At 42.3% G+C, this 22747-nt stretch carries 16 protein-coding genes and 1 pseudogene; 11 read left to right on the top strand and 6 right to left on the bottom strand.

Translation table 11 applies throughout. The features are described 5' to 3' along the window. Positions 1–3 precede the first annotated feature (3 nt). From C8322_RS13215 to tssH, 5 genes and pseudogenes are all read right to left on the bottom strand, one after another. Positions 4–651 (bottom strand): hypothetical protein, encoded by a 648-nt coding sequence (locus C8322_RS13215; RefSeq protein WP_004809242.1) that lies wholly within the window; start codon positions 649–651, stop codon positions 4–6. Positions 652–663: 12 nt separating this feature from the next. Then, on the bottom strand, positions 664–1473 hold the full coding sequence (gene icmH, locus C8322_RS13210; protein WP_004809244.1) for a type IVB secretion system protein IcmH/DotU: 810 nt from the start codon (positions 1471–1473) through the stop codon (positions 664–666). A 5-nt stretch (positions 1474–1478) separates the two neighbouring features. Further along, positions 1479–2843: a type VI secretion system baseplate subunit TssK gene (tssK, locus tag C8322_RS13205; protein WP_004809246.1), complete on the bottom strand. Its 1365-nt coding sequence runs from the start codon at positions 2841–2843 to the stop codon at positions 1479–1481. Positions 2844–2849: 6 nt separating this feature from the next. Continuing rightward, positions 2850–3956: a type VI secretion system protein TssA gene (gene tssA / locus C8322_RS13200; RefSeq protein ID WP_004809249.1), complete on the bottom strand. Its 1107-nt coding sequence runs from the start codon at positions 3954–3956 to the stop codon at positions 2850–2852. A gap of 53 nt (positions 3957–4009) precedes the next feature. After that, positions 4010–6676 (bottom strand): annotated as a pseudogene (tssH, locus tag C8322_RS13195) (type VI secretion system ATPase TssH). Positions 6677–7031: 355 nt separating this feature from the next. On the opposite strand from tssH, the gene C8322_RS13190 reads away from it, so the two are divergent. The 11 genes from C8322_RS13190 (at position 7032) to C8322_RS13140 (ending at position 20683) form a co-directional block, all read left to right on the top strand. Beyond that, entirely contained in the window at positions 7032–7697 is a 666-nt protein-coding gene (locus tag C8322_RS13190) for a hypothetical protein (protein WP_228127293.1), read from the top strand. A gap of 28 nt (positions 7698–7725) precedes the next feature. Further along, positions 7726–8229 (top strand): type VI secretion system contractile sheath small subunit, encoded by a 504-nt coding sequence (gene tssB / locus C8322_RS13185; RefSeq protein ID WP_004809254.1) that lies wholly within the window; start codon positions 7726–7728, stop codon positions 8227–8229. Next, positions 8222–9703 (top strand): type VI secretion system contractile sheath large subunit, encoded by a 1482-nt coding sequence (gene tssC / locus C8322_RS13180; RefSeq protein ID WP_004809256.1) that lies wholly within the window; start codon positions 8222–8224, stop codon positions 9701–9703. The genes tssB and tssC overlap by 8 nt, the downstream gene beginning before the upstream one ends. A gap of 48 nt (positions 9704–9751) precedes the next feature. Beyond that, positions 9752–10255 (top strand): Hcp family type VI secretion system effector, encoded by a 504-nt coding sequence (locus C8322_RS13175; RefSeq protein WP_004809258.1) that lies wholly within the window; start codon positions 9752–9754, stop codon positions 10253–10255. Positions 10256–10330: 75 nt separating this feature from the next. Then, complete coding sequence (gene tssE, locus C8322_RS13170) at positions 10331–10807, top strand: type VI secretion system baseplate subunit TssE (protein ID WP_004809259.1); 477 nt, start codon at positions 10331–10333, stop codon at positions 10805–10807. A gap of 5 nt (positions 10808–10812) precedes the next feature. Further along, positions 10813–12627, top strand: coding sequence for a type VI secretion system baseplate subunit TssF (tssF, locus tag C8322_RS13165; RefSeq protein ID WP_004809261.1), 1815 nt, complete (start codon positions 10813–10815; stop codon positions 12625–12627). Then, positions 12591–13583 carry a type VI secretion system baseplate subunit TssG gene (gene tssG, locus C8322_RS13160; protein WP_004809262.1) on the top strand — a complete coding sequence of 331 codons (993 nt, stop codon included), beginning with the start codon at positions 12591–12593 and terminating at the stop codon, positions 13581–13583. The genes tssF and tssG overlap by 37 nt, the downstream gene beginning before the upstream one ends. Further along, entirely contained in the window at positions 13580–15010 is a 1431-nt protein-coding gene (locus C8322_RS13155) for a hypothetical protein (protein ID WP_004809264.1), read from the top strand. Before tssG ends, C8322_RS13155 begins: the two co-directional genes overlap by 4 nt. A 48-nt stretch (positions 15011–15058) precedes the next feature. After that, the gene (tssM, locus tag C8322_RS13150) at positions 15059–18904 is read left to right on the top strand and encodes a type VI secretion system membrane subunit TssM (RefSeq protein ID WP_004809266.1); all 3846 of its coding nucleotides are present in this window, start codon (positions 15059–15061) and stop codon (positions 18902–18904) included. 42 nt (positions 18905–18946) lie between these two features. Next, positions 18947–19906, top strand: coding sequence for a type VI secretion system-associated protein TagF (gene tagF / locus C8322_RS13145; protein ID WP_111810776.1), 960 nt, complete (start codon positions 18947–18949; stop codon positions 19904–19906). Between the two features lie 81 nt (positions 19907–19987). Further along, complete coding sequence (locus C8322_RS13140) at positions 19988–20683, top strand: OmpA family protein (RefSeq protein ID WP_082191068.1); 696 nt, start codon at positions 19988–19990, stop codon at positions 20681–20683. Positions 20684–20780: 97 nt separating this feature from the next. Here C8322_RS13140 and C8322_RS13135 read toward each other — a convergent pair whose 3' ends face one another. After that, positions 20781–22106, bottom strand: a complete 1326-nt coding sequence (locus tag C8322_RS13135) for an ISNCY family transposase (RefSeq protein ID WP_111810783.1) — start codon at positions 22104–22106, stop codon at positions 20781–20783. Positions 22107–22747 lie beyond the last annotated feature (641 nt).

Here is a 22747-nt window from a genome sequence, read left to right as displayed (position 1 = left end):
GCTTTATGACTGTGCGACTTCAGGATTTTCTTTTGGAGTCTTCGCAGGTGACTGTTCCTGAGTAGACGTACTTGCTGTTTTTAGCTCAACAGTTTTTTCTAATTGTTTTGGTTTTGTGGGTTGAGTAACAAGCCTTACATTTACAGGATTTTTTTCAGATTGTTGGATTTCTTTAGATGGTGCAACAGAAGATGGAATAGTTTGTGGTTGGGATTTAAGCGGTTTAATTTTACCATTGGCCTGAGGTAAAGGCTTTTGCTCTTGAATAGCAAATGCAGAGTCAAAAGGTGATCCAGTATTTGCAGGCTCGTTTGCACTTGCTGGCTTTGCTACCTTAAACATGTTGTCAATATTTTGATCAAAACCATCTTCCAGATTTTGGATATTTTCCTGATCCGACGGTGCACCAGCTTTTTGAATAAGCTGCTCACCTGCTACAGTATGGCTTGAATCTGCTCCTTGATCGTTTGCTGCTGTCAACTGTGCAGCAGTGCTTGCTTTATGATTCTGATAATAGTGATAGCCGAGTAAAACTGAGCCTACTGATAACACTCCAAGTATAAATCCGCTCAATAAGTAAAAGTGAGGAGAATAAGACAGAGACTTTACAGACTGTAAAATACGAATATGTTTATTATTTTGATATGCCATAGTCACTAATATTTATGGTAAATGGATGGTGATATAGGCCTGTTCTACAGGAACACTAATCACATTTTGATATTGGGAAAATGCTGCATTACGGTCTTTGGATAATACATAGTGCAAACCTACAAAGCTTGCTAACGCAAACAGCAACCAGAAAATCAAAATCCAGAAAAATGGTAATTCGCGATGAATGATGTGTTTAATCTGATCCGGAATAGCAGCAAAAGGAGAAAAGGCTTTTTTCCCTTTGAGATAATCAATTTGATCACCAACCCGACTAATCAGACTATTGAGCTGGCTCATTGATTCAATCCGGTATTTTCCATGAAAGCCTAACAATAAACAGTAATGATAGACCTCAAGAACGGCGAGGCGTTCTTTATCTTTATTGCGGATTTCTTCCATGTGTTCAAAGAAACGATAACCCGCCAGTTGTGATCCAAACAGACTCAGTTGGAGTGGACTCATCATCCAGAAATTTTGCAGATCAAAAAAATGTGGGGCTTGCTGGGTCACGATAGTTTCATCGAGTAATGCACAATAGGCATATTTTGCATCATGAATATCTTCAACAGGAAATTGCAGTTTTCTCGCCTGAGTCTCAAAACGTGACAGCATATCCAGTACTTTCTGGCGGAAGGATTCCAGATCGGCAGGTACATACTGATTGCGAATCAGAAACACCACATAGAAGCCATCATGTAACAGATCGACCAGACTGGCAGTCGCGGAGTATAGAGGTGTATCTGTATTTGTTCGAGCCTGGAAACCGATGCCAATTTGTCCATCGTCAAATAGTGAAGGGGCATTATTTAGACTATTCATTGTTTTTATCCATTGACTACAGCAATCAGCTCAATTGAAATGTCTTGGAACCCACTCGGGATATAGACACAAATGGTTTCGGACTCAAGCATGCGCTGATACAGTTCATTATTCGGTTCTATCTCAAAATAGCTCACACCAGAACGCACCGGAATCGCGGTCGGCACCTGAATCAGATGCTGAACTGGCACTGCGGGCAAGGCTGCAATCACGCGTTGTTCAACATCAATCGTACTGCCCACTTTAAAGCGGATCGGTACATAAGCAATCAGGTCATGGGTGGGCATGACACGACTTGATACCGCGAGATACAAACGGGTATCCCGGGAAATTTTGTCTGTTTCAAGGCTGCCCACCCAATAAGATGGCCGGGTTTCTTTAAGGGCAATACTGATATAGCGGTTTGAAATAATCGTATCCAGCAGTTCACGTAAAATGACATCCAGCTGACCAAAACTGTCCTGTAAATGATGGTGCTGATATTGCGGTAACTGGTCGACAGCATACGCGGTTGAAAAGGTCAGCAATGACCCGGTCAGACGTAATAATTCAGAATACAGTCGTTCCGGATGAATACGTGGATATAGCAGAATATGATTTAGGGTAGCATGTGCAGTATTGAGTGCATTCACCAACCAGAAAGACACGATATCACCCGAACGGAATTCAATCAGTTTTTGTTCATTTTCACGGTTGTTGTTCTGAATGGTTTTGATCTTGGCGCGAATAATATTCAAAGTCCGCTTCAGATTATTCAGTAGATTTTCTGAGGCTTCGATATGCAGAATCGGCGGAATAAATTTATGATCCAGCACAAAATGCCCTGAGCTTTGGCGTTTCATTGTTGCAATCGGCATATAAAAATAACCATCGAGGGCCTGTTCAGGCTCCTGGCTGATTTCAAAAATCTTGAATTCTGCACGACGGCGTAACAGGATAATTTCGGCTGTAGCGGCATTGGTAAACAGATCATGAGTCGAGCTTAAATGGGAATGATAACGGCTGGACTGTGAATTATCTTCATGGTTAAGATTCTGTTTACTTGCCTGAACCATCGGTAAAGCAAGATAAACAGCCATTTCTGTACGCAGATTCAGACTGTCAAGTTGCACGGGCTCAGGTAATAGATCCTGTGAAGGTGCACGATAAATTTCCCCATCTTGCCAGACCATTTCAATCCGGCTGAGTGCCATGATATTCATGCTGAACTTGGCCTCATCGAATTCAATCGCTTGAATTCCATAGGCAAAAGGAAAGGTTGCCTGAATCATCTGGTTCAGACGTTGTTCATGATAGGCATCCTGTAACTGAAAATGCTGAGGTCGTAAAAATAAACCTTCACCCCAAAGAACTTTTTCTGCTTTAAACATTCAGTCTTACCACTCACTATTCGAATTATTCATATCGGGTACACCCAGTAACTCTTGCACCTGTTCCAGGGGATTCTCATTTTTAATCACGTGTGCCAGCCATTCGTGTAACGGCATCTGGCTCCAGCGAATGGTTTTTTGCAGCATATAACTCACCGGGCTATGCGGTTCATGTATCTGGAAATAATCAGCAATTTCATTTAAGACTTTCAGCGCCTGTTCCCGGTTGGCCAGATGATTTTGTGGCTGTAATCTGAATTGAGTCTGCGCAACAGCAGAGACTGTATCCGTATAACCTAGCTGAATTGCTGATTCTTTCGGCTGTAATAAGTTTTCATTATTTTGATGTGCGATCTGTTCCACTTTATACAGGCGTTTAATCTGGGCAATAATGGAATCAACCTGTTCATCTATTACAGAAAAACTCGGTGCATCCAGACCTAGTAAATCATCTAGGGTTATTTTGAGTTGCTGCCAGTGCTTTTGAATATCCAAGACCTGCTGATAATTCTGTAACTGTACCGAGCGGGAAGTTGCCTGAAGTAATTGCTCGAAATTCTGCAGCTCATCATTGCCAGTTAGAGATTCATAATCTTCATCCTGCTGGTTATGGCGTAACCGGACATTTTGTTGATGTAAAAATGCCTCATAATTTCCCAAATGATAAAACGGTGCCTGACTGACCAGGGGAACCTGTTTCATCAATGCCGGAATCTGGCTGATTAAGCCTTGCAGTAAACCCAGGCGCTGATCTAAATCATCTTCCTCAATTAAAGGATGTAAATCCGGCCAATATTGCTGAATACTGCGATGGCTCAGTTCCAGGCCGCGGGAAATTCCTTCAAATCCGTGAGTTCTTGCCCAGGCTTCAGCTAACCAGGTGTAAAGTCGCAGATCTTTGGTTTTTTCACTTAAGAGCTCAACCGATTTATTCAGTACAAAATGCCAGTCTGCCTGACGTGGCTCAGAGATCCAGTCACCTTGATCCAGCAAAGGATCATCTTGAATTCTAGCCTTTTTAATGGCATGAAAGTCATTTGAAAATGAGCAGTCCTCACCACATGGCTGATGATCAGAGATGGGGGCAAGCAGTTGTTCAATATCTAGGGTCATTCTTCACCTGAAACTTATTCTTTTTCTTTAATTTTTAATTTCTAAATATAATTTTATACGGCGTCCGTTTTCTTTTTCCGGATGCGTTTGATTTTCACTTTAACTTGCTGTGGATCTAAAAGATAAATGATTTCATCATTTTTAACTTCAATCTGAATTTTCTCGGGCACTTTTTCTTCACTCAGTGCCATTAAAATTTGGGTGGCTAAAGCAGGCAATACACTGGCATTCAGAATATGGTCAACATTACGTGCACCGCTATCTACTTCTGTACAACGGCTTAAAATGAGTTCTAAGAGGTCATCGCTGTAGGTAACTTCAGTTTGATATTGGGTTTGTATTCGCTGAATAATTTTACCGAGTTTATGTTCAATAATTTTGAGTAGCAGATCATCATGCAACGGGAAGTACGGTACGATCTGCATACGTCCCAAGAACGCCGGTTTAAACTGCTGATATAAACTAGGTTTAAGCTGTTCAATCAGCTGATTTGCACTTGGCCAGTGTTCAGGTGGATGATTCAGACAGGCCTGCATGATGGCAGAGGATCCGACATTAGACGTCAGCAAAATCGTGGTATTTTTAAAATCAATCAGCCGTCCTTCACCATCTTCCAGCATACCTTTGTCAAAGACCTGATAAAACAGTTCCTGCACATCACGATGCGCTTTTTCAATTTCATCCAGCAACACCACGCTATATGGATTGCGGCGAACAGCTTCAGTCAGCACGCCCCCTTGACCATAACCGACATAACCTGGAGGCGCGCCTTTTAAGGAAGAAACCGTATGGGCTTCCTGATACTCCGACATATTGATAGTAATCAGATGCGATTCACCACCATACAGTTCATTTGCCAGGGCCAGGGCTGTTTAAGTTTTACCGACACCACTTGGACCCACTAGCAGGAACACGCCTTGGGGTTTATTCGGATCTTCCAGTTTAGCTTTAGAGGTTTTAATACCTTGCACCAGTTGCTGCAGGGCATAATCTTGCCCCATTACACGCTGTGCCAGACGGTTTTCTAGCTCTAATATCTGCCTGATTTCATCATTGACCATTCTACCCACTGGAATACCCGTCCAATCCGAAATGATTTCATGAATGATGTAGGCATTAACATGTTCAAAGACCAGTGGATTTTTTTGCTGTACTTCAGCCAGTTCTGCACGTAATACCGCAATTTTTTGACTAGACTTTTCGTCCTGATCTCTAGCCTGAAACTCCCGGATCTGCTGAACAATGTGCAATTCATGTTGCCATTGATGTTCCAGGCATTGGATACTTTGCTTAATCGCTGCAGTTTTTACTGAAAGCTCGTTGAGTCTTGTATGGTGAATAGGCAGATTCTGGTTTTCCTGAGTAAGTAACTTGTGTTCCAGTTCCAGATTGTGCAATTGTGCCTGCAGTTGATCGAGTTGTGCCGGTTGAGCATTCTGAGTCAGTGCAACGCGTGCGGCGGCAGTGTCCAGGACACTAATTGCTTTATCGGGTAATTGACGTCCACTGATATAACGATGCGACGCATGTACCGCAGCGATAATCGCTTCATCATCAATCTGCAAATTAAAATGCTGAGCCATCACTGGAATCATGCCGCGGAGCATATCAATCGCGACTGCTTCTGTTGGTTCCTCAACTTTGACGACCTGAAAACGGCGGCTGAGCGCTGCATCTTTTTCAAAATACTGTTTGTATTCCGCCCACGTGGTTGCGGCAATAGTACGTAATTCACCTCTTGCAAGTGCCGGTTTGAGTAAATTTGCAGCATCATTCTGACCGGCCTGGCCACCCGCACCAATCAGGGTATGCGCTTCATCAATAAACAGGATAATTGGATAGGCAGCACTTTGCACTTCCTGAATTACTTGTTTCAGTCGGTTCTCAAATTCACCTTTGACACTGGCACCTGCCTGTAACAGCCCCATGTCCAGCACATGTAATTGCACATTTTTCAGGGCATCAGGAACCTGTTGCTGGGCAATTTTGAGAGCCAATCCTTCCACTACAGCCGTCTTGCCGACTCCCGGCTCACCTGTCAAAATCGGATTGTTCTGACGACGGCGCATCAAAATATCCAGCATCAAACGAATTTCAAATTCACGCCCAATCACTGGATCAATTTTTCCTTGAATAGCTTTCTGGGTCAGATTAATCGTGTACTGATCCAATGCAGGAGTTTTTTTTGCAGTCGTTTCAGCATTTCGATGAGCTACTGGCTGAGACGTTATTAATTGAGCTGACACATTTTCAATACTTTCCTGGCACAAATCCAGGAACTGATGCTTCATTGTATCAATCGGAATCAGCTCAAAAATTGAGGATGAACGCATCGCAATTTGATACAGATCGGAAGCTGTTAGTAAAGCTACAAGTAGGTGACCACTACGAATGATGGGTTCTTTTTCAGCGGAGGCTAGTAGCCAAGCCTGCTCAAGTAAGCGGATAATTGAGGTGGCAAAAATAGGGGTGCGCGAATTACCTTTGTTAAGCTGAAATAAACTTTCATTTAGATCATCTAGTAGAGCTTCCTTAGAAAGTTTGTAGTTTTTAAGCAGTAACTGGACATCATTTAACTGGTTATGCGAGAGTAATTCGAGAAAAAAATGTTCAATTTCTATTTCATAATTTTGCTGATTGATACAAGTGTTGGCAGATTTCTCAAGACATAAACGTGCATGATCAGATAATTTAGTAATTAAAATTTTTAGATTATTCATGTATTTCTCATTATTTATTCTTACAAGGCACAATCTTTTTAAGGTTAGAAAGATAGGATTGTGCTGTTCTTGTTATTTATTTGCATGACTGCAATTGAACCAGTTCTTCTGATCAATTTTTACCCTAATGTTTATATGTTTTTTAAAAGAATAAAAGTCATATAATCTTTAACATTTTTTTAGAGACTGTTAAAAAATATTTTACAAAAGTCAATTTTTGTTGTTGACTTAGTGTGATCATTTTTTGTTAAATTCGCAAGATGATTTTTAAATAATAAATAGAGAAAAGTCATTTCAAGTAAAAAAATCGAATAACCAGAAAAAGAAAAGTTTGAGGCTAATTTTGAAAAAAAATATGAGTTCCATACTCGTGCTGATGCTGGCTGTCTGCACGATGAGTCTGATGCAGACGCATGCTGCAACCCTAAAAAAATCATGTCTTAAAGTGCATCCACTGGCCGAAGGAGATACTGACCCAGAAATCCTGCAACAGTATGAACAGCTTTGTGCCAAAGCCGCTCGGAAAGATCTTAATTTACAGCGTAAAATCAAAGCCGATATTGCTCAACTTTATCTGGATCGTGGTCTGCATCTGAAAGCACTTCAAGCAGTAGATCAATTAAGTCGTGGAAATTACATAACACGTCAACTAACAGATATTAGCTTCCTTGCTGGTGTCGCGATTTCTAATCATGCCCTGAACTATATGCGCACTACAGAAATCCGTCCGCTGAATGAACAAACCTACGCCATTACCAAAGTTTTTAATGACAATGTACGTTTATCCCAACCCGTTACGGTTATGCCTCTAAGGGCAGAGAAGGATTCAGGCAACAAGAAAAAAAAGGTGACCACGGCGAGTAAAAAAAACAGCTCGGCTAAAACACGTATAAGTGCTCCTGCACGTAATAAAGCAAAAGAAATATCTAGCAGCAATGTTGTCGCCAAGAAAACAGAGCCGGTCGTCCTCCCAAATGTCCAGTCTAGCTCCAATCCATTTGGTGCACTTCGAAATAACTAATAAAGAATAATTCATAGGAATCAGCAATATGGCTAAGCGTGAAAGTGTACAGAAGAAATTACAGCGGATTCGTCCACCGCGTGTGCAATTGACTTACGATGTGGAAGTTGGGGATGCCCGCGAAGTCAAGGAATTGCCCTTTGTAGTCGGCGTGCTGGGAGATTTTTCAGCAGCATCTGAACTGGAAAAAACTAAGCTAAAAGACAAAAAGTTTATCAATGTCGATCTGGACAATATTGATGAAGTGATGGAGTCATTGGCACCACGGGCCAATTTTCAGGTTGAAAATACCCTGACCGAAGAGGGCGGCAAGATGTCTGTGGACCTGACCTTTAATTCCATGGATAACTTTAAGCCAGAACAGGTCGTGCAGCAGGTTGATCCATTACGTCGACTGGTTGAAGCTCGTGAACGTTTAACCGATTTGCGTAATAAAATTTCCAATAATGAACGTCTGGAAGATTTGCTAGACGAAGTTCTGAAAAGTACTGATCAGATCCGCAAGATGAGTGTGGAGGCTGAGCATGAGTAATTTAAATGCAGCAACTGCTGAACACCTGAATATTGAAGAATACTCATTACTGGACTCTATCGTCGAGCGTAGCCGTATCGCGCGTACGAATGAAGAACATGACCGTGCCAAAAGCCTGATTGGTGAACTGGCACGTGAAGTCATGGCAGGAACAATTACTGTATCCGATAACATGACCCTTGCACTGGACAAGCGTATTGCTGAAATCGATGCCCTGATTTCAACCCAGCTGAGCAAGATCATGCATCATGAAGCATTCCAGAAAATTGAATCAACCTGGCGTGGCTTATATTATTTCTGTCAGGAAACCCCATCCAACTCTTTGATTAAAATTCGGATGTTGAATACTACCAAAAAGGAATTGATCAAGGATTTCCAAAGTGCCACTGATTTTGATCAAAGCACCTTATTCAAGAAAATCTATGAAGAAGAATATGGCTCTTTTGGTGGAGCACCTTATGCCACCTTGATTGGTGATTTCGAGTTTGATCGGACGCCATCAGACATGTATTTGCTGGAACAGATTTCCCATGTGGCAGCAGCAGCACATGCACCATTTATTTCTGCAGCCAGCCCAAGCATGTTTGGACTGGAATCATTTACCGATATTGATCGTCCACGTGATGTGTCCAAGATTTTTGAAACTGCTGAATATGTACAGTGGCGTTCATTCCGTGAAAGTGATGATGCACGCTATGTTGCATTGACCATGCCACGTGTATTGGGACGTGTGCCATATCATCCGAAAGAAGGCACAGCGACCGAGGGTTTTAACTATGTAGAAGAAGTATCTGGTGAAGATCATCATGAATATCTATGGATGAATGCAGCTTATGCTTTCGGTACTCGCTTAACTAATGCTTTTGATATGCATGGATGGTGTGCTGCGATTCGTGGTGTCGAAGGCGGCGGCTTAGTTGAAGGACTTCCTGTACATACCTTTAAAACGCATGACGGTGACGTGGTATTCAAATGTCCAACCGAAATTGCGATTACGGATCGACGCGAGAAAGAGCTGAGTGATCTTGGTTTTATTCCACTGGTGCACTGCAAAAATACCGATTATGCCGCGTTTTTTGGTGCTCAATCGGCTCAGAAGCCGAAAAAATATGACAATGATGCCGCGAATGCCAATTCTGCTTTATCGAGCCAGATTCAGTACATCATGGCAGTTTCACGTATCGCACATTATTTAAAAGCGATGATGCGTGACAAGGTGGGAAGTTTTGCTTCTGCAGGCAATGTTGAAGCCTTCCTGAATGACTGGTTATCTCAATATGTATTACTGGATGACGGCGCCTCTCAGGAATCAAAGGCGCAATATCCTTTGCGTGAAGCGTCAATCAAGGTTGTAGAAAATCCAGCTGAACCTGGTCACTACAAATCAGTGGTCTTCTTGCGACCACATTTTCAGCTTGATGAGTTGTCTGTATCCCTGCGACTTGTCACTGAACTGCCGCAATCGAGCAATTAGGTCGGTTGCATTTTCTATTATTGATTATAAAACAGGATAAAAATAACAATGAAAGACATATACGTCCAATTTCGCGGCAAATATAAAGTCGATGGTGAATCACGCGATTCTGAACATAAAAGTTGGCTTGAAGTAAATTCCTGGTCACACAATATTCGCCAGCCAAAATCTGCGACGTCTTCAAGTGTGGGTGGCCATACCGCTGAGCGTGTAGAACATTCTGACATGATTTTTGTCAAAGATCTGGATGCTACCAGCCCGAAACTTTGGGAAGCATGTTCTGCCGGTTATACCTTTGATGAAGTTCAGATTGACTTCTACCGTGCCAACGGCGACAAGCGTATCAAGTACTTACAGATCAAACTGAAACACGTTCTGGTTTCTCAAGTCATGCCAAGCGTGAATGCAGAAGGTGTACCGACTGAAGCGTTCGGTCTGAAATATGCTGCGGTTGAGTGGACTTATAACCAGCAAGATATCAACGGTACACAGAAAGGTGCGGTAACCAAAAAATGGTCATTATCCAATAATACGGCATCTTACGCTGCTTAATGCTTCTGAATTTAGAGGCTTGCACCTGCAGGCCTCTATCTGAATGATTAAATTTAAAATGGATGATGGAAACACATGAATCTGGATCAGCTTTATCCTTATGGATTCCGTTCGACCTTGTTTGATCGACTACTGCCACAAGAGGAAGCACGTGCACAGGGCATGTCAATTCAGCAGTTGCGTGAAGCAGTTGCGGCGGATCTGGAGGATCTGTTGAACAGCCGTATGGCCATGCTCAACCATATGATTGATGATTATGTGCTGGTCAAAAAGTCCATTCTGCAATTTGGAATTATTGATTTTGTGGGCTTATCGACTGCAAATCCGATGGATCGTGACAAAATTTGTCGCTCGATTGAGGCATCTATTTCAGCACATGAACCACGACTTAAGCATGTCCGGGTAGAAATGCTGCTGGATGAAAATAATATGGGTAGCCTGTGCTTAAGCATTCAAGCCTATTTGAATATTCATCCTTTATATGAGCCTGTAATTTTTGATGCTTTATTAAAACCGACCACACAACAATATGTTATTTTGCCAAGATCATAATAAGAATGAGCGCGATTGAAGAATTATTACCTTATTACGAAAAACAGCTGCAGGAATTTAGCCAGCAGTCCCGTGAATTTGCCAATAAATATCCAAAAATTGCCCAACGTCTGTCTTTAAATCAGGAACAGATTGACGATCCGCATATTGAGCGCCTGATTCAGGCATTTTCATTGATCTCTGCACGGATTGATAAAAAGCTATATGACAGCTATGAAATATTTACCCGTTCGATTTTTGCGGTGATGTTTCCCCAGTATGTAAAGCCGTTTCCAGCCTGTTCAATGGTCAGTTTTGAAGATGTGAATAAAATCAAACAGCTGAATGATGTACGTTTGATCCCGAAACATACTTCACTTAAATCCAAAAGTGTGCGTGGTGTGCAGTGTGAATACCGGACGGTCCAGGAGGTGGCTTTACTGCCAACTGCATTGAAATCAGTCCATTTTAAAACCCATCCTTCGGCGCACATTCATCTGAACCGTAATGCGACACTCGTGTTGGGTTTTGAAATTTTTAATCAGCAGTTGAACTTATTGCAAAAGCATAAGCTACCAATTTATCTGGATGCGATTTCCAGCTTTCCTTTACAGGTGCTGGATCAGGTTTTTAAGACAGAAACCCAGTTTTCGTTAAAGGGCAATGGCCAGGAAATCAAGATTTCAAATCCTTTCGAGCTATCAGGCTTTAGCGAGGAGGAGAGTATACTGCCGGTCGATCAGCACACCCATCAGGCCTATCGACTATTACTGGAATATTTCTGCTTTCCAGACAAGTTCAATTTCCTGAACCTGAATCTGGATTTTCTCCATCAGATCGAAGCAGATACCTCGAATTTTGAGTTGTATATTCACTTTAAAATGAACCTGAATGATCAGGCTGCGGTTCGCAATTATTCAGAACTGAATCTCGCCAATTTCAAACTGTTCGTGACGCCAGTGGTTAACCTGTTTGAAAAACAGGCCGAACCGCAGAAAATCAATCATCAGCGACTGGAATATCCACTCATTTCAGATGCGCATCATCCTGAATATTATCAGGTGTATGCGGTCTCCGAGATGAACCTGATTCGTGAAAAGACTGATAAAGAACAGGTTGCCCATCAGGTTTTGCCATTTTTTGCCATGAGTCATTACCGGCATGACGGCGCACAATTTTATTATCATCTACAGCCAGAAATTGCCAGTACACAACAGAATGACCTGAAATTTTCTTTGGTCTCTCGAAGTCTGGAACCTCAGAATACCTCCTCTGATTTTATCAGTACTCAGCTGCTGTGCTGTAACCGTGATCTGCCTTATGAAAGCTATAACAGGGATCAGAATGCGCTCAGCTTGAATGACAGTCAGCTGGTTCGACGCGGACTCTTGTTAAAGCGCCCATCTTTGCCTTATCGATTCAAGCAGAGCCAAAAAGAACAATGGCGCATTATTTCCCATCTTTCCTTGAATAATCTGTCTTTGATGAAAGGTGATGCAGTCACGCATCTGAAAGAATTGCTAGAACTGTATAACCTGCCGGCTTCCAAAGAAAACCAGCAGATCATTGCAGCAATTCAATCGATTGATTTTTCCCTCAGTCAGAAATTACTGGACCACAAACCATTTCCACTGTTTGTGCGTGGTGTTCGTGCGCAGGTCAAGATCAATAGTGAGGCTTTCAGAGGCTCGAGTCTGTATATCTTTGCCCAATTGCTCAATCATATTTTTAACCTGAAAGTGCAAATGAACAGTTATGTGGAAATGATTGTGATTGATGCAGCAACAGAACAGGAGGTATACCAATGCGTGCAGAACGTTGGTGGCAAAAAGCTTCTGTAGTGGATCAGCTGTATCAGCAGCCCACCCGCTTTGAACTGGTGCAGGCAACACGTCTGCTGCGTCATTATCCTGAGGAAAATCAATTAAGGGATTGGAGCAAGAGTTTTAGTTTTAGTAGTTCACTGCACCTGAATTTTGCAAAATCCGAGATTGAGTGTCTGCAATGGAACGATCAGAAAATTCAGCTGACCAGTCCGATAATTGGCCTGACCGGAACACAGGGAGTATTGCCTTATACCTATACCTATCGTATCAAGCAAAGCCCGCGTCAGCAGCGTGAGGAGACCCTGCATTTTCTCGGGTTGTTTAACCATAAACTGACCGCGCAATATATCGAAGCCTCGATTCACTATCATCTGCCAGTACGTTATGAAATTGAGCAGGAAAATCATTATCTGGAGATTCTGCATGCGCTCAATGGCTATGTGCGTGAACAACATCAACAGCAACATCTGGATGATTATTTTGCTGAATTTTCCGGTCTGATGCAGGGGCAAAATAATAGTGCTTATGTCCTGAAAACCATGCTGGGTTGCATGTTCAAGCATCAGGTTCAGATCAGGGAATATTTAACTGAGCAGTTTAAGCTGGATACTGCGCAAAAAGCATCACTGGGCGGATCAAATCCTGCATCACTGGGAATCAATACTTTCTGTGGCGAAGTGCTGACCCAAATTGATGAAAAAATTGAAATCGTGATTGGTCCTTTGAGTCGTCAGGACTATCTAGATTTTCTGCCGCAGCAAAAATATAGCGAAAAACTTAAGCAGATGATTTCAACCTGGTGCAGCCCAACCTTGATGGTGGATCTGCGTCTGGTATTAAGCAAAGCAGAAATCTACCCAATTCGGCTTGGTGATCAAAGTGCCGGGCTGGGACAAGGCGCTTTTTTGATGCCACAAACCGCTGAAGATAATCAGGAAACCTGTTACAGCCTGATGAGGAGAGCAGCATGATCAAGAGTATTATTGCGATCATTCTGGCACTCATCCTGCTGACAAGCGCTTTGGTGATCTACTACTGGCGCGATGTGCAGTATGATCCGACGGCTATGGAGATGCTGCAGTTTTTTATTCTGCTGCCGGTTTTTTCCGGCTTGTTATTGCTTTCCCCATGGCTGATTTATACATCGTTAAAAGCTTATCAGACAGCTAAAGCAGAAAAGTTAGAAGCCGCTGAAAATGAAAAAAAACATTTGCAACAGCAAAGTGAACTGGAGAAAAATAAGGATAAACCGGTTGAGGAGCGGACTCTAAAAATCTATTCATCCGCAGCAATCCATAGCTTTGGTGAAAATCATGAAATTATTGACGCAATGCAGGCATTCAAAAGCCCGGAACTGGATGAAACCTTGGTCAATCACTATGGACTGCCGATCCTGTCTTATCGCATTCGACATCTGGACGAGTTGTTAGCCGAAGCAGAAGAGGATGACACTCTGCACAGCATGCGGCTGCAACGAATCAATTTACTGATTCAGCAGCAGATGGAGCAACATGCTGAAAGTCTGTATCGCATTGCGACACATCTGAGAAAGTCAGCGATGTTCTATGATGCAGAAACCGCTTATGAATACCGTATGCATCCAGGCTGGATCAATGCACAGTTTGATGAAGAGAATGAAATAGAAACTCCATTTGAACAGGTGGCACGATTAAATAAATTGAATCTGCATATTCTGCTGCCGGCAACATTGATTCATATCTGGCCAGATCAAGCACAACAGACGCTGATCGAACAGCTAGAACAGGAATATGAAATTGTGCAGCGCCAGATTCATGTCGAGTTCCATTATGTCGATCATCACAATACTTATGCACTCTGGATCAACCTGCTCAATGATATTCAGCAGCAACATGAACAGGTCAGTCTGGTGATTGCAGTACAGTCTGAAATTGATCAGGAATGGCTGGATCAGCAGTTATGGCAGTCGGAACAATATCTTCCGGGAGAATATGCAGCGAGTATATGCCTGTCTGCTCCACAGTTAAACATTGAAGATTTAATGGAAATTAAATCAATTAAAACCTTAGAGCATGTCAAAAATATTAGTGAGTATTTGCAGCAACAATGTCCAAACTTTACTGAGCAATTGCAACAGGAAACCGCATTTGTACTGTTGCTGGATGATCCATTACAGATCAATACCTCTAAAAAAATTCAGCAGTATTTAGGTACAGCTGGGATAGAACTGCATCACGGCCTGTATTGCCATTCTTATCTGGGCAGTACAGTAGAGATGAAAGCCCTGTTTGGGATATTTTTGTGCATGCAAATGAATGATGATGTCATTACATTGGCCTATACGGTGCAGCATCCTCATACATTTCTTGCTTATCAACCAGTCAGTCTGGTTGAAGAACTTCAACAGAATGCAGCCTGAAAAATTTTAAATAAAATGAAAAATAATGAAAAAATATAAGAGATTACAGTGAATACATTATTTTATACGATCTTGGGATATGTCTGGCAGTATGTGACCAATCCAAAAGTGATGATGGCATTGTCATTTTTCGTGGTGATTATTTCCATGAAAAATACCGTGTCGGACCATGTGTTCTGGATGCTGGTGGCGGTTTATATCCTGATCTTGGTAGTCTGGGGTATTTATGCACTGATCCAGCATTATCGGCACGGCAAAAAAGGCGAGGAACTTTCCGAGGCCATTGCCAGTACGACCGAAGCTGAACAGAACAGGAATAAGAATAAAGAAGAACTGCAGCTGATCCAGCAGCAGATGAAAGAATCGATTCAGCTGATCCGAAAGTCCAGACTCGGAGATCGTAAGGGGAATACGGCACTGTATGAACTGCCTTGGTATATGGTGATTGGCAATCCTGCTGCTGGAAAAAGCTCGGCCATTTACCATTCCGGTTTACGTTTTCCATTTGAAGAACATCATCAACAGATGGTGTCTTCCGGCTTAAGCGGGACCCGTAACTGTGACTGGTTTTTCTCAACCGAAGGAGTCTTACTAGATACGGCAGGGCGTTATTCGGTCTATGCTGAGGACCATTCCGAATGGCTCGGTTTTCTGAATATTCTCAAGAAAAATCGTTCAAAGGCGCCCGTGAATGGTCTGATTGTCATTGTCAGTATTGCCGAGCTGGTCAGCCAGAGTCCGGAAAAATCCATTAAATTAGCCAAAAATCTGCGTGCCCGTATTCAGGATCTAACTGAACGTCTAGAAGTCTTTGCTCCCGTGTATCTGGTCTTTTCTAAAATGGACCTGATTGCCGGATTTACCGATTTTTTTGACTGTTATGATGCGCAGGAATTTGATCAGGTTTGGGGCGCGACTTTACCGTATGCGGCAAATTCCAGCGAGCAGGCGCTAGAGCTTTTTGAGGAGCATTACAATATTTTATACGATGGTCTGAAAAGTGTCAGTACAACGCATTTGAGCCGTCGGCATTCACAGCACATTTCTCCAAGTGTAATGACTTTTCCACTGGAATTTAAGAGCCTGAAACCGGTTTTAAAAACCTTTATTTCTACACTGTTCCAGGAAAATCCATACCAGTTTAAACCTATTTTCCGTGGCTTTTACTTTACCAGTGCCTTGCAGGATGGCGTAATTGAAAGCCCAATGACGGAACAGATCGCGGATGATTTTCACTTGATCCACAGTGATGACAGTGAACTTGGTCTGCCGAAACAGTCAGTTTCCCAGAACCACGGTTATTTCCTGAAAGGCCTGTTTTCCAATGTGATCCTGAAAGACAAGCATCTGGTACGTCAGCATATTAACCCGACAAAAAAACGTCAGCGTTTTATGGCCTTTACCGGTGCAATTCTTGGGGTATCGATTGTCCTTAGTTTATGGTTATGGTCATATCGCAATAACCAGCAGCTCATTACTGAAGTTCAGGCCGACCTGAACAAAGTGCTACAGATACAGGCACAGGCCAACCGTTCGCTGAATCATCAGCTGGATGCCTTGCTGATTTTACAGGGGCATCTGCAGCAACTGGATCAGTTTGATCAGGACCGTCCACTGAAATACAGCTTTGGTTTATATCAGGGTAAGCAGATTCGGGAAAAACTGGAAACTGAATATCTTAAAGGCATTGAACAGCTGGTGCTGCAGCCCACCCAGCAGCAGATTGCACAGTATCTGCAACGTGTTAAGGCAAATGAAGCGGTGCTAAAAGAAAATTATATTCAGGTGAAAATGAATCATGTGGCGCAAGGCCGCCAGATTGCTTCTGAACCTTCAGACCAGAATCCTCAGGATGCTTATAATGCCTTAAAAACCTATCTGATGCTGAGCAATCGCCAGTATATGGATTCCAGTCATTTAAGTGATCAGCTGACACGTTTCTGGCGCACATGGCTGGAACAAAACCGCGGTGAAATACCGCGGGGTGAAATGCTCCAGAAAGCCGAGCAGATCCTGGGTTATGCCATTACATTATCAGGACGAAACAGTTTCCCTCAGTTGAATTCTGATGCAGTATTGGTGGATCAGACCCGTCAGATATTGACAGCGATTACCACCGGTATTTCTGCACGTGACCGTGTCTATAATGAAATCAAGAGTCGTGCGGCCGTGCGTTTCCCCGCAATGACAGTCAAACAGATTCTGGGTGAAACCAACCAGAATGCCATGTTGGGAAGCTATGCTTTGCCGGGAATTTATACCTATCCGGCATGGAAAGGTTATGTACAGGAAGCCATCGAGCAGGCAGCGAGCAGCACAACCGATAGTCGGGACTGGGTGCTGAATACCACGCAATCTGATGATCTCAGCTTTAGTGGTAGTCCTGAGCAGATCCGTCGTCAACTGACTGAGCTCTATAAGAAAGAATATATTGCAGAATGGCGTAAATTCCTGAACGCGATTCATTATGCCAAAGCAGGCGATTTCAATCAGCAGATCAAGCAGATGGATCTCTTGGGCGAACCGGAACATTCTCCAATCCGTATCTTGATCCAACGTGTGGCCCAAGAGACCAGCTGGGATAATCCGATGGTTCAGGCAGAACTGGCGGTGCCGCAAAAAGGCTTTATTGCCTGGTTTAAACGTAAAGTGCTGAATCGTGATGAAGCGAAGCAAGTGCAACAGGCCAATAGCCCGTTACAGCATGGTGTGATTGCACGTGAGTTCCAGATGTTCTATCAGATGGTACGTCAGCGCGATGATCTGCAAAATCAATCGCTTCTAGATGGTTACATGCAGTCAATGGCAAAAATCCGCAGCCAGTACAATGATCTAAAAAGCTCAGGTGATATTGGTCCTGCCAGTATGGCTCTGGTCAAACAGACAATTCATGAACAGAACTCCATTTTTAACACTAGCCAAAAATTTGTGGCAGAGAAAATGGCGGCAGGGACGACAGAGCTGGATCAGCAACTGTTACAAAAACTTTTGGTTGCACCATTAATCCAATCCTTTGAGGGGCTGCTGGTTCCTGCACAGGCTGAAATAAACAAGCTCTGGACCATGCAATCTTATCAGCCATTTAGCCAGAATCTGGCTCAGAAATATCCGTTTAGCAGTCAGGCAACCTTACAGGCCACTTCCAATGAAATTAACCAGATTTTTGGTGAAAGTGGCAGTATTGCACGCTTTGTGAAAGAACATCTGGATCCACTGGTGATCCGACGTGGCTATACTTTGACCTCCAAAACCTGGCAGGATCTGGGAATCAGTCTGAACCCGGCTTTTGTCGCAAATTTCCAGACTTATGTCGCACCTGCTCATGGGGTTGCCACAGGTGAACTGACTCAGGGGCAGGGTACAGCACCTGCTGTAAACCAGTCCAATTTCCAGTTCTATCCATTGGAAAATCCTCAGCTTTTAGCTTATACCTTTGATATCGATGGGCAACGCATGCTGTTTGAAAATGGCATACAGCAATGGGTGAACTTTGTCTGGCCAAATCCGGGTGCGATTCCAGGCACACGCATTACGCTAGTGGATCTGGAAGGGAAAACGCATACCATTTTTGATGAACCGGGCGAATATGGCATTAACCGCCTGATTGAAAGTGCACAACGTACCCAGAAAGGCAGCAACTTTGAGATGGTCTGGAAGAGCAAGGAAAATCCGGAACTTTGGGTAAAAGTGAACTTCCGTCTGGTCAGTGGACAGAATGCCAGTTCTATCGGCGGACAGCCAAACTATGCCAACCTGCAACTGGTGGATCAGGTCGTTTCCAATAAATCAGTACGTGTCGTGGCTGCGCAAAGTGTTCCTGTATCGGCACAGCAGAGTCTGGCTCAAACCAATCCGGCCACAGCATTAGCCAACACAGGAGTAGCTGCACCATGATGAAAATTCAATTGCAACTGCCGAAGCGGTGGAGGGATACGGATGTATGAGTTAAAAACCACACCATTTTATTATGGTAAATGTCCAGCACGTGGCGATTTTCTCAAGTCGCGTGGACAATCTAAGCTTATTCAATTGATTGATCAGTGGATTACGGAAGCATTAGAGGTTGCCATGCAGAAGGCAAATTTCAAGCAGACCTATGCGCAATTACCAGCGCTGGATTTCTTTATTGCCAATTCACAAGAAAAACTGTTTTTGCTGGCCAATTTAATTGCCAGTGAAGACAGTTCAGGGCGGCAGTTTCCAATGATGCTCAGTCATCTGATTGAGCATGAACAGCCATTTGAAAATATCATGTATTCGCCATTACGCTATAAATCGGCTCTGGTTGAGCTTTATCAATGCAACCGGGTGATGCGTTCCATCAGTGATACTGATATTTTGCTAAATAAACTCAGCAAGCTGAGCAACCAGATTATGGTGCCCACCCATGAAGAAGTGCAGGAATTTTATCAACATCATACGATTCATTCATTTGCAAAGCTGATGAATCTGAGTGCCTATCAGCTGGCACAGAGCTTGATTGGATTGGGATTATTGCTGCAACCGATTGTTCAGCAAGGTACTAGCCGCCTGAATAAAGTGCTGATTTTACCTATTCATAATATGATTTATTGCTATGAAATTGCAGCATTTTGGGTCAGCCTGATCAGCCAGTTTGTACAACATCATCATACAGAACTGTTGATTGGTATATTACATAAAGAACAGCCTATTTTATTATTTGGTTTTAAAGGTGCAGATATACAGGCTTTAAGTGATATTTTTACCGAAAACTTAGATAGTCAACACTGGGTATCCTTGATCCATGCAGCCTGGATTGACCCGTATCTAGAAAATAATGCAGGTTTGGCAGCCTTGGAACAGTCCTTAAGTGAGCGTCAGATGAGTCTGGCTCAAGGCATCAAGTTATTTAAACAAACATTTGCAGAAGCATAAAATGAAAATAAAAAACAAATACTTAAAATTAAAAAAATATATAAAATCAATCTCTTAATCTCTTTTTTTTTGAGTTTTTCAGTGTGTGCGCAACCGATCATTATTGAAGGTGCTGTACCCACTGAGATGACCAAACAGGAAATACTGAGTAAATTATATACAACTTATGGGCAGAAAAATGTGGTGGACCGCATCCAGATCCGTCAGGTCACCGCACCAGCAGACTGGTCAAATACAGTCAGTACAGTAATTCATGAAGATCTGAAAAAGGTCAAAAACGGTAAATTAACAGTAAAAGGTACTGATATTCAGCTCACAGGTAAAGTATCAAATCCTCATGAAATTCAGGAAATTAAAGCAAAATTTCAGGGATTAACACCAGCAAGTTACCGCTTAAATACCCAGCTTTCAGTCAATCAGGCTGAACAGCAGATCATTGATGCAGCATTAAAGAATCGAATTATTGAGTTTGAATCTGGTAGTGCGGTATTAGCATTTTCAGGTGCACAGATCCTGGATGAAATGGTCATTGCTTTAAACAAGGTGGGTGCTAAAAAAATACGGATTATTGGACATACGGATAGTTCAGGCAATGCTCATCAAAATCTGCAATTGAGTCAGCAACGTGCAGAAGCAGTAAAGACTTATTTAATCAAAAAAAATATTCCAGCACATTTGCTCAGTACTGATGGTCTAGGTGCAAGTAAACCTGTAGCGGAAAATACCACAGCTGAAGGTCGAAAGAAAAACCGTCGGATTGAGTTTGAAGTACTTTAAAAATATAAGTTGCTTGAGCAACAACATAGATAATCGTATTATTAATATTGTTATTCCTAAGTAGAAATGTCCTACCTTAAAACCAAATAGAAATGTCCTATACAGACATTTCCAAGTCAAGCACAGGATTCAGATTTCGTTCTTTGATTACTGTTTTCTGTGCACGTCTGCTTGGCATCTTTTGAGAACGATTGTGTTTATTTTGTTGTTCTAGTTCTTCATGCTGCTGTTGAATATGGGCTAATACAGAACCCAAACGTTTATTTTCAACAATCTCTCGCTGGTTGAGCTGACTTAATTTATCGAAGATGCTGTAATTGATTTTTCTTCCCTGATATTCAATCGCGACTGTACTATCCGGGTATTCCAGAAACTCAAGATATTTACTGATCAGCCTCTGATTTTCTTCTGTCTTCTCTAGGAGATATACGCATTTATCATAAGTAATGGTCAGGCTATTCGTGACTCTACGGGGTTCACGCCAAGTAAAAATATCATCTAACTCTTCGGCTGTTTCAGTAATAGGCCGATGTAGATTCTTAGGATTAAAAGCCATCTTGGCGAACTTCTGATTGAACTGCTCAATGAAGCAGGGTAGCCAGGCATTGGCTTCGGCAATCGAACTGATGCCTTCCAGACGCATTTCTTTGATCAGACGGTCCTGAAGCGTTCTATTGGCTCGTTCTACACGGCCTTCGGCCTGTGGTGAATTAGCGAAGATAATATCGATATTCAGGGTGTTGAGTACACGTCCAAACTGGGTAATCTTGGTGTCTTTCTTGCTGCTTTGATTCACTCTAAAGACTGAATGTTTGTCGCTGTAAAACGCTAAAGGCTTACCGTGCTGTTCGACATATAAGCGTGTTGAAATCATATAGTCAAAGGTTGATTCTGACTCACAGAAGCGTAAATGCTGCAATTTTCCTGTAGCATCATCGATAAACACCAGCAGACAGCATTTAGCAGCGCGTCCTTCAAACCAGTCATGGTGTGAGCCATCAATTTGGATCAGTTCACCAAAGCAATCCCGGTTGTAACGAGGCTGATACGGTCGTTTCAGGCGCTTGGATCGAGGCATCCATAAGTCAGCTGCAATCATCCAAGAACGCAGGGTTTCTACTGAAAGATCGAATCCATGTACGGTGGTGAGCTTTTCATGCGCTAAAGTGGGTCCGAAACCATGGAGTTGGTCAGAAACAATATTGAGGCATTTGAGTCTGATTTCTTCAGGAAGTTTAGAATTGCTGATTTGGCCACGACCGGCATGGGCTAATGCAACTGGACCTTGGGCTTTGTATTTCTGTAGTAAGCGTCTGATCTGACGTTCTGAAATATGAAGTAGCTGAGCAGCCTGGGATTGAGTTATGCGTTGATCACAGATTTCCTGCAAGACCGACAATCGTTTAAGTTCTTTATCCGACATAGACACCAACATATCAAACCGTCCGCTAAGAAAATTGCAAAAGCGCATATTCTAAAAGCGGACATATTTACTTTGGAGAAACCGGACATTTCTATTTTGGGCTTATAGACTGATTTCGTATAATGTATATTATGTTAAATAGGATGTTATGCAGATAGCCTATCTCTATATATGTTGTTCATAAAAATTAATTTTGAAATTTTCAGTAGAAATTAAAGCTAAAAATGAAATTGCGAAAAAATAAAGCTAATAATGAAATAAAACTCACTTAGGAAAAAATCATTACTAGTTTTATCAAATAAAATCTTCGATCTATCAAAAATTCTCATCGATTTTTATACATTAGCGACCAAAGCTTTTCGTTTGTATTCAATCGCAAAATCTTCACCTTCCTTGCGAATTGCATCTTGGTATTCAAGCTTTTTAAAAGAATTTCTACTGTAAATCTGAGAAATCCATTCTGGTGTTACTTATATCTACTAATCTCAAAACCGCAATATTACTATCTCTGATCCCGCCAAACTGCCAAGGAATACCTAAGTCAAGACTTCCCTCCCTCAATAAATGTCAGCCTGTTACCGATATGACCAGTCTGTTCGGGTTTATTCTATATCATTGAATGAAAAATAAATCCCACGTCT

This window comes from Acinetobacter sp. SM1B, assembly GCF_003289665.1.
Lineage (GTDB): Bacteria > Pseudomonadota > Gammaproteobacteria > Pseudomonadales > Moraxellaceae > Acinetobacter > Acinetobacter schindleri.
The sequence above is the reverse complement of the archived record's forward strand: the minus strand, read 5'-3'. Positions and strand labels throughout refer to the sequence as shown.

Bases quoted from the DNA above. Each gene is read 5' to 3' on its own strand.
- C8322_RS13215 (WP_004809242.1), bottom strand. From the start codon at position 651: ATGGCATATCAAAATAATAAACATATTCGTATTTTACAGTCTGTAAAG.
- icmH (WP_004809244.1), bottom strand. From the start codon at position 1,473: ATGAATAGTCTAAATAATGCCCCTTCACTATTTGACGATGGACAAATT.
- tssK (WP_004809246.1), bottom strand. From the start codon at position 2,843: ATGTTTAAAGCAGAAAAAGTTCTTTGGGGTGAAGGTTTATTTTTACGA.
- tssA (WP_004809249.1), bottom strand. From the start codon at position 3,956: ATGACCCTAGATATTGAACAACTGCTTGCCCCCATCTCTGATCATCAG.
- C8322_RS13190 (WP_228127293.1), top strand. From the start codon at position 7,032: ATGAGTTCCATACTCGTGCTGATGCTGGCTGTCTGCACGATGAGTCTG.
- tssB (WP_004809254.1), top strand. From the start codon at position 7,726: ATGGCTAAGCGTGAAAGTGTACAGAAGAAATTACAGCGGATTCGTCCA.
- tssC (WP_004809256.1), top strand. From the start codon at position 8,222: ATGAGTAATTTAAATGCAGCAACTGCTGAACACCTGAATATTGAAGAA.
- C8322_RS13175 (WP_004809258.1), top strand. From the start codon at position 9,752: ATGAAAGACATATACGTCCAATTTCGCGGCAAATATAAAGTCGATGGT.
- tssE (WP_004809259.1), top strand. From the start codon at position 10,331: ATGAATCTGGATCAGCTTTATCCTTATGGATTCCGTTCGACCTTGTTT.
- tssF (WP_004809261.1), top strand. From the start codon at position 10,813: ATGAGCGCGATTGAAGAATTATTACCTTATTACGAAAAACAGCTGCAG.
- tssG (WP_004809262.1), top strand. From the start codon at position 12,591: ATGCGTGCAGAACGTTGGTGGCAAAAAGCTTCTGTAGTGGATCAGCTG.
- C8322_RS13155 (WP_004809264.1), top strand. From the start codon at position 13,580: ATGATCAAGAGTATTATTGCGATCATTCTGGCACTCATCCTGCTGACA.
- tagF (WP_111810776.1), top strand. From the start codon at position 18,947: ATGTATGAGTTAAAAACCACACCATTTTATTATGGTAAATGTCCAGCA.
- C8322_RS13135 (WP_111810783.1), bottom strand. From the start codon at position 22,106: ATGTCGGATAAAGAACTTAAACGATTGTCGGTCTTGCAGGAAATCTGT.